Origin of the sequence: Allobosea sp. 2RAB26, assembly GCF_052115465.1 — a bacterium.
GTDB lineage: Bacteria > Pseudomonadota > Alphaproteobacteria > Rhizobiales > Beijerinckiaceae > Allobosea.
The window spans coordinates 204,586-216,884 of record NZ_JBFRGS010000005.1 but is presented as its reverse complement, the minus strand read 5'-3'; the positions used below and the strand labels follow the sequence as shown (position 1 = coordinate 216,884).

Genomic DNA, 12,299 nt, shown 5'->3' with positions numbered 1-12,299 from the left:
CCTCAGTTCGCGTAGAGATCGACGTAGTCGTGCACCGGCATGGCCTCGAGCCGCGCCTGATCGAGCGAGACATCGAGAATCTGACGCTGGCGCTTCTCGACGAAGCGGCGCGCGAGATTGCCGCGGAATTTGGCCTCGAGCAGCGGGATGCCGTCGCCCCGGCGGCGCTTGTGGCCGATAGGATATTCGACCACCAGTTCGGGCAGCACCGTCCCGTCATTCAGCGTGATCGTCATGGCGTTGGCGATCGAGCGCTTTTCCGGATCGTGATAATCGCGGGTGAAGGCAGGATCCTCGACGCATTCGATCTTGTCGCGAAGCGCGTCGATGCGCGGATCGGCGGCGATATCGTCTTCGTAATCGCCTGCGGTAAGCCGTCCGAGGATCAGCGGCACGGCGACCATGTACTGGAGGGTATGGTCGCGGTCGGCCGGGTTATGCAGCGGTCCGCGCTTGTCGATGATCCGGATGCAAGCCTCGTGCGTACGGACGCGGATCGAAGCGATATCCTCGCTGCTGCGCCCGATCTTCTGGAGATGGGCCTGCAGCGTCATCGCGGCCTCGACGGCCGTCTGCGCATGGAACTCAGCCGGATAGGAAATCTTGAACAGCACATGCTCCATCACATAGGAGCCGTAGGGCCGCTGGAACTTGAATTCCTGGCCACGGAACGAGGCGTCGTAAAAGCCCCAGGTCTTCGCCGTCAGGGCCGAGGGATAGCCCATCTCGCCACTCCCGGCGATCAAGGCGAGCCGCACTGCCCGGCTCGTAGCATCACCGGCCGCCCAGCTCTTGCGCGAGCCGGCATTGGGTGCATGGCGATAGGTTCGCAGGGCTTGCCCATCGACGAAGGCAAGTGACAGCGCATTGATGATTTCGTCGCGGTTCAGGCCGAGCAACCCGGCAACCACGGCCGTCGAGGCGACCTTGACCAGGATGACATGATCGATCCCGACCTTGTTGAACGCATTCTCAAGCGCGAGACAGCCCTGGATCTCATGGGCCTTGATCATCGCGGTCAGCACATCATGCATGGTCAGCGGCGGCCGCCCGGACGCGACCGCGGTCCGTGACAACCAGTCGGCCACGGCCAGGATGCCGCCGAGATTATCCGACGGATGGCCCCACTCCGCAGCGAGCCAGCAATCATTGAAATCAAGCCAGCGGATCATCGTGCCGATATTGAAGGCGGCCTGGACGGGATCGAGCTGATAGGGCGTGCCGGGCACGCGCGCGCCGTTCGGAACCACGGTTCCCGGCACGACCGGGCCGAGCAGCTTGGTGCAGGCGGGATATTCCAACGCCTCGAGCCCACAGCCGAGCGTGTCCAGCAGACAGTTGCGGGCGGTCTCGTATGCGAGCGAACTGTCGACACGATAGTTCAGGACATAATCCGCGATATCGGCGAGCACGCCGTCCGGAGCCGGACGTTCATTGTTGTTGAATCGAGCCATGGACAGGCATTTCCTCACGCCGATCCGGCTGGTCGCCAAGCGCCGCCGGAGATTTATTGTCGACATATGTTTCATGCGAACGGCCGAAACGCAAGCTTCAGCGCGCATAAAATCAAATACTGTCGACACATGATCGAGCGCCAGCCGATTCAGGCTCCCTGTTGGCGGCTCTCGTCCTGGCTGAGGGCTTGGCAAATCGGTGCCCGACCACATCCCTTCGTGCGGGGCTCCAGGCCGACCTTAGGAAGTCGGCGTAAGATTCAGGGAACCCGGGGGAATTAGAACAGGATGCAGCCGCAACGATGGCGGCTGCATCGCAACCCTCAAGGCCGCTTCGGGATTTCGAGCCCACGCTGAACGGCGGGGCGCGCAAGCCCGCGCTCGAGCCATGCCGGCACGTGCTTCAGGCTGGCATAGTCGACCAGTTCGCCCGCCCCATAGAATCCAACCAGATTGCGAACCCAGCCGAGCAGGGAGATGTCGGCGATCGTATAGGCATCGCCCATGATCCAGTCGCGCCCGGCGAGGCGCGTCTCCAGCACACCGAGCAAGCGCTTGCTCTCGGCCGCGTAGCGGTCACGTGGACGCTTGTCCTCGTAGTCACGCCCTGCAAACTTATGGAAGAAGCCGAGTTGACCGAACATCGGCCCGATCGCGGCCATCTGGAAGAATACCCACTGGATCGTCTCATAGCGTTCCGCCGGATCGGCCGGCAGGAACTTCCCCGCCTTCTCGGCGAGATAGATCAGGATCGCCCCTGACTCGAACAGGCCGATCGGCTTGCCGCCGGGCCCGTTGGGGTCGATGATCGCAGGAATCTTGCCGTTCGGGTTGAGGGACAGGAACTCTTCGGTCCAGGTCTCGTTTTGCCCGATATTGATCGTGTGCGGTTCATAGGGCAGCCCGGTCTCCTCCAGCATGATCGAGGCCTTCACGCCATTCGGCGTCGGCAACGAATAGAGCTGGATGCGGTCGGGGTGCTGGGCCGGCCAGCGCAGGGTGATCGGAAAAGCGGAAAGGTCGGACATCCGGGGCTCCAAAGGCTCGAATCAGGCACCCGGGAACGGATTCTCCCGTGGTACTGCGCGACCTTACCCAGATTCACCCGCCACCAATGCGACGATCTCGTGAGCTGTTACCAGGTCCGACCCCGCATCCGAATTCGTTCGAGCGCAAAACCCCGCTGCTCCATGGCGACCTGGTCCTGCGCCCAGACGGCCGAGGGCTCGAGCTCGAGCGCAATGGCGGGAAGATTGAGATCGCCGGCGAGAGCGTTGGCGAAGCGCATGAGGGCATCGATCAGGACGGTCCCAGGCAGGCGCACCGAGGCCAGTTCGGAGACATTGAGCGTCGCCTCCCGCGAAAGCGGCTGGGCGACCTCGTAAGCGAAGATCCCGTGGATGCAGCGACGCCGGTCATAAAGCGCAATCAGGCCGCGCTCCTGGCCTGTCTCCTTCTCGTAGCGGCGCAGGTAAGCCGCCCAGTCACCGATGCTGAGGCCCGGGTTCGCCATCGCCATCAATGCATAGGCCGCTTGTGCCTGCTGCGATGTGACGCGTACCGCCTCGAAAATATCTTCCATTACGATTGCCGAACTGCTGAGCGGAGATAGGTCAGCAGAGGTGAACACCTGAACGTCTGCATTGATGCAGATCAACGAGCGCCCTCGCCCTTCCGGCTAGGGTCCGAATGACTGGGAACAAGGCATGATGCTCCCTTGTTCACGGAGGTACGAACGCGTGGACTGCCAGCAGGCCGCTTGCGGCAATGATTCGAGACGTGACAGCGGATGCCTTGCCTGCAAGGTCCGCCTCGCGAGCGTATGCGCGTCGCTTTCCGTCGAGGAACTGGAGGAGCTCAACGCCCTCTCCCACCACACCTCGTTCGACGCCAAGGAAACGGTCTTCGTTCAGGACCACCCGGCCCATTCCGTCTACAACATCATCGAAGGCATGGTGCGACTCTACAAGCTGCTGCCGGACGGACGCCGACAGATCATCGGCTTCGCCTTGCCGGGCGATTTCCTTGGGCTGGCGATGCGCGATGCCTTCGGCTTCTCCGCCGACGCAGTCGACTCGGTGTCGGCCTGCGCCTTCTCGCGTTCGTCATACGCCGCCTTGGTCAACGCCAAGCCGCATCTGCTGCGTCGCCTGCATGAATTCGCGACCCATGAACTCACGCTGGCCCAGGAGCAGATGATGCTGCTCGGCCGCCGCAGCGCAGAGGAACGGGTGATCTGCTTCCTGCTGACCATGCGCGATCGCTGGGCCAAACTGGGCAAGCCGTCGGTGACGGTGCCGCTGCCGATGAGCCGCCAGGACATCGCTGACTTCCTCGGCCTGACGATCGAAACGGTGAGCCGCACCTTCACCAAGCTCGCGAAGGACAAGACGATCCTGATCGTGCCGGATGGTGTGCGCCTGCTCAAAACCGACCATATGGAATTGGTCGCAGCAGCCTGATCGCAGCTCTCGCAGCTTGAAGGGCGCCGTCCAACCGGCGCCCTTTCCTGATTCCGCAGCGCAACACAGGAGCCTTCCTCAGGTCGCGTTGATCTGCATCAAGGCCCGCCTCGCTCCGCTTCGCTAACGCTCTCGATTGGCAGCATTGATGCGCTGCAGCAAACGAGGGCTGGCCATGGCGGCGACAGGGTATCCGATCAGGCGCGCGACGACGGGAGAAATGGGAGGTCTCGTATTGGCGGCGGGCTGCGTGTTGCCGCTCCTCGTCATCGCCGCCCTGACACCCGATCCTGCCTATGCCTTCCATATCAGCCTTGGGGCGGTCGCCTCGCTTGTCGCGGTGTTCCTGATCGGCAATCGCTGCTTCAGCCCGGCGCCGAGCCCCGCGCCGCAGGAGGTCGACGGCAAGCCGAACTACAATATGGACCCGGTCAAGTTCGCGACCGTGGCCGCAATGGTCTGGGGCATCGCCGGGTTCACCGTCGGCCTGATCATCGCGCTTCAGCTCGCCTTCCCCGACCTGAATTTCGACCTGCCCTGGACGAATTTCGGCCGGATGCGGCCGCTTCACACCTCGGCGGTGATCTTCGCCTTCGGCGGCAACGTGCTGATCGGCACGTCCTTCTACGTCGTGCAGCGCACGTCACGCGCGCGCCTGGCGGGCGACATCGCGCCGTGGTTCGTCGTGCTGGGCTACAACTTCTTCATCGTGCTCGCCGGCACCGGCTACCTGCTCGGCATCACTCAAGGCAAGGAATACGCCGAGCCCGAATGGTATGCCGATCTCTGGCTGACCATCGTCTGGGTGGTCTATCTGCTGGTCTTCCTCGCGACTTTGGCCAAGCGCAAGGAGCCCCACATCTATGTGGCGAACTGGTTCTATCTCGGCTTCATCCTGACGATCGCCGTCCTGCATATCGGCAATAATCTGGCGCTCCCGGTCTCGATCCTCTCGCCGAAATCCTATGTCGTCTGGTCGGGTGTCCAGGATGCGATGTTCCAGTGGTGGTACGGCCATAACGCGGTCGGCTTCTTCCTCACCGCCGGCTTCCTCGCGATCATGTACTATTTCGTGCCGAAGCGCGCCGGTCGACCGGTCTACAGCTACCGTCTCTCGATCATCCATTTCTGGGCGCTGATCTTCCTCTACATCTGGGCCGGCCCGCACCACCTGCACTACACCGCCCTGCCCGACTGGGCGCAGACCCTCGGTATGACCTTCTCGATCATGCTCTGGATGCCGTCCTGGGGTGGTATGATCAACGGGCTGATGACGCTGTCCGGCGCCTGGGACAAGCTGCGCACCGACCCCGTGCTGCGCATGATGGTGGTCTCGCTCGCCTTCTACGGCATGTCGACCTTCGAAGGTCCTCTGATGTCGATCAAGGCTGTCAACTCGCTCTCGCACTACACCGACTGGACGATCGGCCATGTCCATTCCGGCGCGCTTGGCTGGGTTGCCTATATTTCCTTCGGTGCGATCTACTGCCTCGTTCCCTGGCTTTGGAATCGGCGCGAGCTGTATTCGCTGAAGCTCGTCAACTGGCACTTCTGGATCTCGACGCTCGGAATCGTCTTCTACATCTCGGCGATGTGGGTCTCCGGCATCATGCAAGGCCTGATGTGGCGCGCCTACACCTCGCTCGGGTTCCTCGAATACTCCTTCATCGAAACCGTAGCGGCGATGAAACCCTACTACGTCATCAGGGCGCTCGGCGGCGGGCTCTTCCTGACCGGGGCTCTGATCATGGCTTTCAATCTCTGGATGACGGTCAGGCACGGGACGGTCGACGCCCCGAGCGATGACCATGTGCTGCAGCCGCAGCTCGTCCCCGCGCAGTGAGGAACGCTCAGATGTCGAGCACTGATAACCGAGCTCCGCGCAAGTCGCTCTGGCTCAAGCACAAGATCTTCGAGACCAACTCGATCATCCTGGTCATCGGCGTGCTGCTGGTGATCTCGGTCGGCGGTCTCGTCGAGATCGCGCCGCTCTTCTACCTGCGCAACACGATCGAGAAAGTCGAAGGCATGCGGCCCTATACGCCGCTGGAGCTTGCCGGCCGCGACATCTATGTCCGCGAGGGCTGCTACAACTGCCATAGCCAGATGATCCGGCCGCTGCGCGACGAAATCGAGCGCTACGGACCCTATTCGCTGGCGGCCGAGAGCATGTACGACAAGCCCTTCCAGTGGGGCTCGAAGCGGACCGGTCCCGACCTCTCCCGCGTCGGCGGCAAGTATTCCGACGAATGGCAACTCGGTCATCTCAATCAGCCGCGCGCGCTGGTGCCGCAGTCGATCATGCCTGGCTACCCCTTCCTGGCGAAGACCGAGCTGCGTTTCAATGACATCGCCGATCACCTGCGCGCCAATCGTGGCGGCGGCGTGCCCTATACCGACGAGATGATCGCGCAGGCCGCGAGCGACCTCGAGGCCCAGGCCACGCCCGACCACCCGAGGGCAGCCGAGTTCGAAGCGCGCTACCCGAAGGTCCAGATCCGCGATTTCGATGGCGATCCCAAGCGGATCACCGAAGCCGACGCGCTGATTGCTTACCTCCAGGTCCTCGGCACGCTCGTCGACTTCAAGCTCTACGACACCAAGGCCAACATCCGTTGAGCGAGGGCACCATGGAAACGACCTACCATTGGCTCGCGGGCTTCGCCCAATCCGCCGGCCTGCTCTACTTCGTCGGCACCTTCCTGGCCGTTTGCCTCTACGCGCTCTGGCCGAGCAACCGCGCGCGCTTCGACGAGGCCGCCCACACTCCCCTTCGGGAGGACTGAGCCATGAACAAGCATCAAGATCCTGCCTCCGAATTCGATGCCGTCACCGGCCAGTCGACCACCGGCCATGAATGGGACGGCATTCGCGAGCTCAACACGCCGCTGCCGCGCTGGTGGCTCGGCATCTTCTACGCCACGATCATCTGGTCGGTCGGCTATTGGGTCATCTACCCGGCTTGGCCGCTGCTGACCGACGCCACCAAGGGCGTCATCGGCTATGCTTCGCGGCAGGAGATCGAGGATGATCTCGCGATCATGCGCAAGGACCGCGCCGCACTGGCCAGCGGCCTCGCCGACGCCTCGCTCGAGCAGATCAAGGCCGACCCCGCCCTGTTTCGCGTCGCAATGGCACAGGGCAAAGCCGCCTTCGGCGACAATTGCGCAGCCTGCCACGGCGTCGGCGGCAGCGGCGGCAAGGGCTATCCCAACCTGAACGACGACGAGTGGCTCTGGGGCGGCTCGCTTGCCGCAATCCAGACAACGCTGCAGCACGGCATCCGCGTCGCCGGCAACAACGACACTCGCGTCAGCCAGATGCCGGCTTTCGGACGCGACGGCATGCTGAAGAAAGAGGAGATCAGCGCGGTCGCCAACCACGTGCGCGAGCTGGCCGGCCTGTCGACGCAACCCAAGGCCAACCTCGCGCTCGGCCGCAAACTCTTCGCCGACAATTGCGCCGCATGCCATGGGCCTGCCGGCAAGGGCAACCAGGAACTCGGAGCGCCGGATCTGACCGACGCCATCTCGCTCTACGGCATGGATCTCGCGTCGCTGACGGAGACCATCACCAACAGCCGCAACGGCGTGATGCCCGCCTGGGGCCAGCGGCTCGACCCGACCACGATCAAGGCCCTGACCATCTATGTCCACTCACTCGGCGGAGGCCAATGACATGGCACTCGCGGAAAGCGAAGACGCTCCGCTCTTCGCACCGTCGAAGAAGGTTTATCCGCAGAGTGTGTCGGGCCCGTTCCGGCGCGCCAAGTGGATCATCCTCATCCTCTGCCTCGGCCTCTACTACCTCCTGCCCTTCCTGCGTTGGGACCGCGGCCCCAACCTGCCGAACCAGGCAGTCCTCGCCGACATCGCCAATAATCGCTTCTACTTCTTCTTCATCGAGATCTGGCCACAGGAGGTCTACTACTTCACCGGCCTGCTGATCCTGGCCGCCTTCATCCTGTTCCTGATGAACGCTGTCGCCGGCCGGGTCTGGTGTGGCTATCTTTGCCCGCAAACGGTCTGGACCGACCTCTTCCTCGCCGTCGAACGCGCTTTCGAGGGCGACCGGCGCGAACGGATGAAACGCGACGAGGGTCCCTGGACGGCCGACAAGCTTGCAAGGAAGACCGGCAAGCACCTGGTCTGGCTCGTGATCGCCTGGTGGACCGGCGGCGCCTGGGTGCTCTATTTCGCGGATGCGCCGACCCTGGTGCGGGAGCTCGCGACCTTCACCGCGCCGCTCTCTGCCTATGTCTGGATCGGCATCCTGACCTTCACAACCTATGCGCTCGCCGGGATCATGCGCGAGCAGGTCTGCAACTTCATGTGCCCGTGGCCGCGCATCCAGGCGGCGCTGACCGACGACGACGCCCTCAACGTCACCTATCGCTACGACCGCGGCGACCCGCGTGTCTCGGTCAAGCAGGCCACCCGCCTGCGTGCCGACAATCAGCCGGCCGGCGATTGCATCGACTGCTTCCAGTGCGTCGCAGTCTGCCCGACGGGCATAGACATCCGCGACGGCTCGCAGATGGACTGCATCCAGTGCGGCTTGTGCATCGATGCCTGCGATACGGTCATGCTCAAGATCAACCGCCCGCTGGGATTGATCGCCTATGACACCGACGACAACGTCAAGCGGCGGATCGCCGGCCAGAAGCCGGTTTATCGCCTGATCCGCGCGCGCACGCTGATCTACGCCGCGCTGATCGGGCTCGTCGGCGGAGCGATGATCTACCAGCTCGCGACCCGCAGCACCGCGGGCATCTCGGTGCTGCACGAACGCACTCCGCTCTTCGTCACGCTCAGCGACGGTTCGATCCGTAATGCCTACACCGTGCGCCTGCTGAACAAGCGACCGGACTCCCGCCCCTTTGCGCTCACCGTCGCCGGCGTACCCGGCATCCGGGTCGAGACCGTCGGAACTCAGGCGACGGCCGATCTTCGCCCGATCATCACGGTCGATCCCGATTCCTCGCGCGAAATCCGCGCGCTGGTCACGGTGCCGGCCGGCATTCCTCTCGACAAATCCCAGCCGATCACCTTCACCGCGTCCGATCTGTTCGCCGGCGAGGTCGTGACCGCCGGGGATCATTTCATCGCTCCCTAGAGAACGCATCATGACCTGTTGCGGAGGCTTCATCATGCCGATCGATTTTCCAGCCCCGCCGGCGCCAGACCGGCGTCGCCCCTTCGAACTGAGCGGGCGCGCCGTGCTCTTCTGCATGATAGGATTCTTCATCGTCGTCGCGGGCGTCAATGGCGTGATGATGGTCTCGGCCATCCGGACCATGCCCGGCGCCGATGTGAAGAGCGCCTATGAGACCAGCCAGCGCTTCAACAGCGAGATCGCGCGCATGCAGGCGCAGGCCGCGCGCGGCTGGCTGGCCCAGAGCGAGGTCGCGCGCGCCGGCGCCGATGCGGTTGTTTCGCTCGCACTGAAGGACAAGACGGGCGCAGCAGTGACCGGACTCGCGGTCGAGGCGAAGCTGCAGCACCCGGCGACGCGGCAGCAGGACCGCGACGTGACGCTGACCGAAACAGCGCCGGGCCAGTACAGCGCCAAGGTGCCTGGCCTGCATGCCGGCGCCTGGACCCTGGTGGTCGAGGCAACGAACGGTGGCGAAGCGGTCTTCTCCTCACGCAGCCGCATCATGCTGAAGGACTGACCGCATGGCCGCGCAGCAGGATCTCTCGGTCTTCGTCCGCCATCGTGAGAGTGGGGTCGCGGGCATGGAACTCGCGGTGGAGAACATCCGCTGCGCCGGCTGCATGCACGCGATAGAGAACGGCCTCGCCCGCGAGGCCGGTATCCTCAGCGCCCGCGTCAATCTCGCGCTGACGCGCGTCACGGTCGAGTGGACGGAAGGCGCGCTGCGCCCCGAGGCCGTGATCGAGCGCCTCTCCCGGCTCGGCTTCAAGGCATACCCCTTCCTGCCGGCCTCCGGGCGGGATGACGACACAAGCGAGGAAAGGCGGCTGTTGCGCTATCTCGGCGTCGCCGGCTTCGCCTCGATGAATATCATGCTGCTCTCCGTCTCGGTCTGGTCGGGCAATAGCAGTGACATCAATCCGGTCACGCGCGACTTCTTTCACTGGCTCTCGGCCCTGATTGCCTTGCCGACCGCCGCCTATGCCGGCCGCCCCTTCTTCGAGAGCGCTCTCCGGGCACTGCGCGCCGGCGCCGTCAACATGGACGTGCCGATCACGCTTGGCATCGTGCTCGCGCTCGGCATGTCGGTGGTGGTGACCTGGAACCACGCCGAGCATGCTTATTTCGACGGCGCGGTGATGCTGATCTTCTTCCTGCTGATCGGGCGCTATCTCGACCAGCTGATGCGCCGCCGCACGCGCGACCTCGCCGGCAATCTCGCCGCGCTGAAGGCGGAAACAGCGACCCGGCTGATGCCGAATGGCGAGGCGGTGGTGATGCCGATCGCGGCGATCGCCACGGGCGACCGTGTCCTGATCCAGCCCGGCGAGCGCATCAGCGTCGATGGCGTCATCGAGACCGGCCATTCCGAAATCGACCAGAGTCTGGTCACGGGCGAAACCCTGCCGCACGCCGTCGCGCCCGGCGCACAGGTCTATGCCGGTACCCTCAACCTCTCCGGAGCCTTGACGGTAAAGGTCGCGGCTGCCGCCAGCGGCACGCTGCTCGATGAGATCGATGCGCTGATGGCGCGCGCGGTCGAAAGCCGGTCGCGCTATGTCAAGCTCTCCGACCGGGCGGCCAGGCTCTACGCCCCTCTTGTCCACGCCACTGCGCTCGCGACTCTCTTGGGCTGGATCGCCTTCGGTCTGCCCTGGCCCGAAGCCCTGATCATCGCCATCACCGTTTTGATCATCACCTGCCCCTGCGCGCTCGGGCTCGCGATTCCAGCCGTGCAGGTCGTTGCCGCCTCAGCCCTGTTCAAGCGCAAGGTCATGTTGAAACAGGGTGATGCGCTGGAACGCCTCGCCGAGGCTGATGTCGCAGTCTTCGACAAGACCGGCACACTCACCTTGCCTGACCCCGATCTGGTCAATGGCGACGAGATCGATGCCGCAACCTTGCAGGCCGCCGGCCGATTGGCTGCCGCGAGCCGCCACCCTCTCGCCCGCGCCATCGCCCGTGCCGCCGGCAATCCCGCACCTGCGAGCGATGTCAGCGAAAATCATGGCGCAGGCTTGAGCGCGATCGTCGGCGGGATCGAAACCCGCCTCGGCAGTGTCGGCTATTGCGGGGTCGGGGCCGAAGCCGCAATCGTCGCCGCCCGCCATCCGGCTGCCTCCCTGATCGCGTGGCGCCATGGCAATGAATGCGCCGTCTTCGCGGTTGACCAGCAGATACGGCCGGAGGCGCGCGACTGCATTGCCGCGTTGCGCGAGCTTGGCCTCGAGATCCGTATCCTCTCCGGCGACCGGAGCGAAGCTGTTGCGCCTGTCGCGTTGGCCCTCGGCATCACGGAGGCCGAATCCGGCCTGCGCCCCGACGAGAAGCTCAAGGCCCTCGACCGGCTCAGCGCCAAGGGGCGCAAGGTGCTGATGATCGGGGATGGGTTGAACGACGCCCCGGCCCTTGCCAAGGCCCATGTCTCGATCTCTCCGATCAGCGCGACCGACCTGGCGCAGGCATCGGCCGACATCGTCTTCATCGGCGACAGCCTGATGCCGGTCGCCGACAGCCTGCGCATCGCCCGCAGCGCCCGCAACCTCATGCTGGAAAACCTCTGGTTCGCGGTGTTGTACAATGCCGTCGCGGTGCCGATTGCCGTCGCGGGGTTCGCGACGCCGCTGGTTGCTGCCGTCGCGATGTCGGGCTCGTCGCTGGTGGTCACGCTGAACGCCCTGCGCGCCGGGCGCGGCCTGCCCGGCCAGAATACGGGAGCAAGCGCATGAACATCCTGGTGATCCTGTTCCCGCTGGCGCTCGGTCTCGGACTGCTGGGGCTGGCAGCCTTCTTCTGGTGCATGCGCACCGGCCAGTTCAGCGATCTCGAGGGGCCGAGCTGGCGCATCCTCAGGGATGACGACCTGCGCTCACCTGGGGACACCAACCTCAACGATCATTGACGCCGCTGCCGTTCCGGCCTTACCTCGCCGGCGACGGTTCCCTTAGGGGATCAAAAGGGAATGCGGTGCGGATGGTTCGCCATTCAATGCCGTGGCTGCCCCCGCAACTGTAAGCGGCGAGCCTTTCGCCACACGCCACTGGGCCCTCGGACCTGGGAAGGCGGCGTCAAGGCACCGACCCGCGAGCCAGGAGACCTGCCGTCAGCCGTGGTCACACGCGAACACGTTCGGACGGGGTGTTTCGATCGCTTGTTGAACTGCACGCTGGCCAAGGGCAGCGGGCGGGGCCTCGCGTTCGCGGTGACGTGCCACTGACGTCAACGC

At 64.4% G+C, this 12,299-nt stretch carries 12 protein-coding genes and 1 riboswitch; of the genes, 9 read left to right on the top strand and 3 right to left on the bottom strand.

What is annotated here, in order from left to right; translation table 11 throughout:
• Positions 1-2: 2 nt before the first annotated feature.
• The 3 genes from AB4118_RS11415 to AB4118_RS11405 all read right to left on the bottom strand — a co-directional run bounded on the left by AB4118_RS11415 (position 3) and on the right by AB4118_RS11405 (position 3,036).
• The gene (locus AB4118_RS11415; RefSeq protein WP_441489826.1) at positions 3-1,454 is read right to left on the bottom strand and encodes a bifunctional 2-methylcitrate dehydratase/aconitate hydratase; all 1,452 of its coding nucleotides are present in this window, start codon (positions 1,452-1,454) and stop codon (positions 3-5) included.
• A gap of 323 nt (positions 1,455-1,777) precedes the next feature.
• Positions 1,778-2,482: a glutathione S-transferase N-terminal domain-containing protein gene (locus tag AB4118_RS11410; protein WP_441489825.1), complete on the bottom strand. Its 705-nt coding sequence runs from the start codon at positions 2,480-2,482 to the stop codon at positions 1,778-1,780.
• Positions 2,483-2,589: 107 nt separating this feature from the next.
• Positions 2,590-3,036, bottom strand: coding sequence for a hypothetical protein (locus AB4118_RS11405; protein ID WP_441489824.1), 447 nt, complete (start codon positions 3,034-3,036; stop codon positions 2,590-2,592).
• 127 nt (positions 3,037-3,163) lie between these two features.
• On the opposite strand from AB4118_RS11405, the gene AB4118_RS11400 reads away from it, so the two are divergent.
• From AB4118_RS11400 to ccoS, 9 genes are all read left to right on the top strand, one after another.
• Positions 3,164-3,916 carry a helix-turn-helix domain-containing protein gene (locus tag AB4118_RS11400; protein WP_441490036.1) on the top strand — a complete coding sequence of 251 codons (753 nt, stop codon included), beginning with the start codon at positions 3,164-3,166 and terminating at the stop codon, positions 3,914-3,916.
• Between the two features lie 175 nt (positions 3,917-4,091).
• The gene (gene ccoN / locus AB4118_RS11395) at positions 4,092-5,759 is read left to right on the top strand and encodes a cytochrome-c oxidase, cbb3-type subunit I (RefSeq protein ID WP_441489823.1); all 1,668 of its coding nucleotides are present in this window, start codon (positions 4,092-4,094) and stop codon (positions 5,757-5,759) included.
• Between the two features lie 11 nt (positions 5,760-5,770).
• Positions 5,771-6,535 (top strand): cytochrome-c oxidase, cbb3-type subunit II, encoded by a 765-nt coding sequence (gene ccoO / locus AB4118_RS11390; RefSeq protein ID WP_441489822.1) that lies wholly within the window; start codon positions 5,771-5,773, stop codon positions 6,533-6,535.
• Positions 6,536-6,546: 11 nt separating this feature from the next.
• Positions 6,547-6,702: a cbb3-type cytochrome c oxidase subunit 3 gene (locus tag AB4118_RS11385; RefSeq protein ID WP_441489821.1), complete on the top strand. Its 156-nt coding sequence runs from the start codon at positions 6,547-6,549 to the stop codon at positions 6,700-6,702.
• 3 nt (positions 6,703-6,705) lie between these two features.
• Positions 6,706-7,593, top strand: coding sequence for a cytochrome-c oxidase, cbb3-type subunit III (gene ccoP, locus AB4118_RS11380; protein WP_441489820.1), 888 nt, complete (start codon positions 6,706-6,708; stop codon positions 7,591-7,593).
• Between the two features lies 1 nt (position 7,594).
• Positions 7,595-9,031 carry a cytochrome c oxidase accessory protein CcoG gene (ccoG, locus tag AB4118_RS11375; protein ID WP_441489819.1) on the top strand — a complete coding sequence of 479 codons (1,437 nt, stop codon included), beginning with the start codon at positions 7,595-7,597 and terminating at the stop codon, positions 9,029-9,031.
• 34 nt (positions 9,032-9,065) lie between these two features.
• Positions 9,066-9,590, top strand: coding sequence for a FixH family protein (locus AB4118_RS11370; protein WP_441489818.1), 525 nt, complete (start codon positions 9,066-9,068; stop codon positions 9,588-9,590).
• 4 nt (positions 9,591-9,594) lie between these two features.
• Complete coding sequence (locus AB4118_RS11365; protein WP_441489817.1) at positions 9,595-11,802, top strand: heavy metal translocating P-type ATPase; 2,208 nt, start codon at positions 9,595-9,597, stop codon at positions 11,800-11,802.
• Positions 11,799-11,975, top strand: coding sequence for a cbb3-type cytochrome oxidase assembly protein CcoS (gene ccoS, locus AB4118_RS11360; protein ID WP_441489816.1), 177 nt, complete (start codon positions 11,799-11,801; stop codon positions 11,973-11,975). Before AB4118_RS11365 ends, ccoS begins: the two co-directional genes overlap by 4 nt.
• Before the next feature lie 17 nt (positions 11,976-11,992).
• Positions 11,993-12,192, top strand: a riboswitch (cobalamin riboswitch).
• Positions 12,193-12,299 lie beyond the last annotated feature (107 nt).

Bases quoted from the DNA above. Each gene is read 5' to 3' on its own strand.
- AB4118_RS11415 (WP_441489826.1), bottom strand. From the start codon at position 1,454: ATGGCTCGATTCAACAACAATGAACGTCCGGCTCCGGACGGCGTGCTC.
- AB4118_RS11410 (WP_441489825.1), bottom strand. From the start codon at position 2,482: ATGTCCGACCTTTCCGCTTTTCCGATCACCCTGCGCTGGCCGGCCCAG.
- AB4118_RS11405 (WP_441489824.1), bottom strand. From the start codon at position 3,036: ATGGAAGATATTTTCGAGGCGGTACGCGTCACATCGCAGCAGGCACAA.
- AB4118_RS11400 (WP_441490036.1), top strand. From the start codon at position 3,164: ATGCTCCCTTGTTCACGGAGGTACGAACGCGTGGACTGCCAGCAGGCC.
- ccoN (WP_441489823.1), top strand. From the start codon at position 4,092: ATGGCGGCGACAGGGTATCCGATCAGGCGCGCGACGACGGGAGAAATG.
- ccoO (WP_441489822.1), top strand. From the start codon at position 5,771: ATGTCGAGCACTGATAACCGAGCTCCGCGCAAGTCGCTCTGGCTCAAG.
- AB4118_RS11385 (WP_441489821.1), top strand. From the start codon at position 6,547: ATGGAAACGACCTACCATTGGCTCGCGGGCTTCGCCCAATCCGCCGGC.
- ccoP (WP_441489820.1), top strand. From the start codon at position 6,706: ATGAACAAGCATCAAGATCCTGCCTCCGAATTCGATGCCGTCACCGGC.
- ccoG (WP_441489819.1), top strand. From the start codon at position 7,595: ATGGCACTCGCGGAAAGCGAAGACGCTCCGCTCTTCGCACCGTCGAAG.
- AB4118_RS11370 (WP_441489818.1), top strand. From the start codon at position 9,066: ATGCCGATCGATTTTCCAGCCCCGCCGGCGCCAGACCGGCGTCGCCCC.
- AB4118_RS11365 (WP_441489817.1), top strand. From the start codon at position 9,595: ATGGCCGCGCAGCAGGATCTCTCGGTCTTCGTCCGCCATCGTGAGAGT.
- ccoS (WP_441489816.1), top strand. From the start codon at position 11,799: ATGAACATCCTGGTGATCCTGTTCCCGCTGGCGCTCGGTCTCGGACTG.